1 protein-coding gene is annotated in these 1,620 nt (G+C 35.7%); it reads left to right on the plus strand.

Annotated elements, in window-relative coordinates; translation table 11 throughout:
* Positions 1 to 1,560 (plus strand): pyruvate formate lyase family protein (locus tag B2S90_RS05030; RefSeq protein WP_286696635.1); only part of this gene is annotated, 1,560 nt, incomplete at its 5' end.
* Positions 1,561 to 1,620: the final 60 nt, after the last annotated feature.

Consider the following 1,620-nt stretch of genomic DNA (forward strand, 5'->3'; position numbering starts at 1 on the left):
TATGGTCGTTTTGACCAGTATATGTATCCTTATTACATCAAGGATATAAATGATAAGAAGATCACTGAAGAAGAAGCATTAGAACTTCTTACTTGTTTATGGATCAAGACACTCACAGTCAATAAGGTACGTTCACAGGCTCATACATTAAGTTCAGCTGGTTCTCCAATGTATCAGAATGTCACTATTGGTGGTCAGACTACTGACAAGAAAGATGCAGTGAATGAATTAAGTTTTGCGGTATTAAAATCAGTGGCTCAGACAAGACTCACTCAGCCTAACTTAACTGTACGTTATCATGCAAACTTGAATAAACATTTCTTTGATGAATGTATTGAAGTAATGAAGCTTGGATTTGGTATGCCAGCCTTAAATAATGATGAAATCATTATTCCTTCATTTATTAACTGGGGGGTTAAGGAAGAAGATGCTTATAATTATAGTGCTATCGGATGTGTAGAAACAGCTGTTCCTGGTAAATGGGGATATCGTTGTACAGGTATGTCTTATGTCAACTTCCCAAGAGTATTATTATGCACAATGAATAATGGTGTTGACTTAACTACAAACAAGCGTTTCACTAAGGGCTATGGTTACTTTACTGAAATGGAAACATATGAAGATTTACTTGCAGCATGGGATAAAACAGTAAGAGAAATGACACGTTATAGTGTTATTGTAGAAAACTTTATTGATAAGGCATCTGAAAGAGATGTGCCTGATATTCTATGTTCTGCATTGACTGATGATTGTATTGGTAGAGGTAAGACTATCAAAGAAGGTGGTGCAGTGTATGACTTCATTTCAGGTCTTCAGGTTGGTATTGCGAATATGGCAAACAGCTTGGCAGCCATCAAGAAGCTTGTTTATGATGAAAAGAAGATCACAAGAGAACAGTTATGGAATGCTATCTTAGATGATTTCCAGTCACCTGAAAACAAGAAGATTCAGGAAATGTTGAATGATGAAGCACCTAAGTATGGTAATGATGATGATTATGCAGATAACTTAATTGTAGAAGCATATGATTCTTATATTGATGAAATCAAAAAGTATCCAAATACTCGTTATAATAGAGGTCCTATTGGTGGTATCCGTTATGCAGGTACTTCTTCAATTAGTGCTAATGTAGGTCAGGGTATGGGTACAATGGCTACTCCTGATGGAAGAAATGCACATGAACCGCTCGCTGAAGGATGTTCTCCAGCACATAACACAGATAAGAATGGTCCTACTGCAGTATTCAAGAGTATATCTAAGCTTCGTACTGAAAAGATCACAGGAGGCGTACTTCTTAACCAGAAGATGACACCTCAGATGCTTTCTACAGAAGAAAACAAACAGAAACTAGAATTATTGATTCGTACATTCTTTAATCGTCTCCATGGTTACCATGTACAATACAACATTGTTTCTAAAGAAACACTTATTGATGCACAAAAGCATCCAGAAAATCATAAAGACTTAATTGTACGTGTTGCAGGATATAGTGCATTCTTCAATGTATTATCTAAAGCAACTCAGGATGATATTATCGGTAGAACTGAACAGAGTTTATAGGAGGAGAAAAACAATGGAATTTATTATTGATACAGTAGATTTAGAAGAAATTAGAGATGC

Origin of the sequence: Catenibacterium sp. UBA627 (genome assembly GCF_002299355.1) — a bacterium.
In the GTDB taxonomy this organism is placed as follows: Bacteria; Bacillota_I; Bacilli_A; order Erysipelotrichales; family Coprobacillaceae; genus Catenibacterium; species Catenibacterium mitsuoka.